This window comes from Pseudoalteromonas sp. SR45-6, from assembly GCF_014163545.1.
Taxonomy (GTDB): Bacteria; Pseudomonadota; Gammaproteobacteria; order Enterobacterales; family Alteromonadaceae; genus Pseudoalteromonas; species Pseudoalteromonas rhizosphaerae.
In genome coordinates this window covers 1-242 of record NZ_JACJDM010000246.1, presented here as the reverse complement: position 1 = coordinate 242, position 242 = coordinate 1, and the positions used below count along the sequence as shown (strand labels likewise).

The 242-nt window shown below is 39.3% G+C and carries 1 pseudogene; it reads left to right on the top strand.

The window, feature by feature from the left end:
• Nucleotides 1-242, top strand: a pseudogene (locus H5158_RS23215) (hypothetical protein); the annotation flags it as partial.

The window sequence follows — 242 nt, the reverse complement described above, 5'->3', positions numbered from 1 at the left end:
TTGTGAACAACGAGATGACTTAGGTAACTGTTGCTTTAAATGGGAAGAGATTGTTTGCAGGCTAACCTCGAAAATGGGCGCGCCGGGTGTAATGAATTACTTTCCAGAAATTAGTCATATAGACCAAGAAAAGTACCCTAAAACAATAGTAACCGGTTCAGTTGTAGAGCTTTCAGCTAACCCTGTCCATTGTTATTTATTATGGGAGTGTTATGTGCGCTTTATGGATTTAAGTAAGCCAT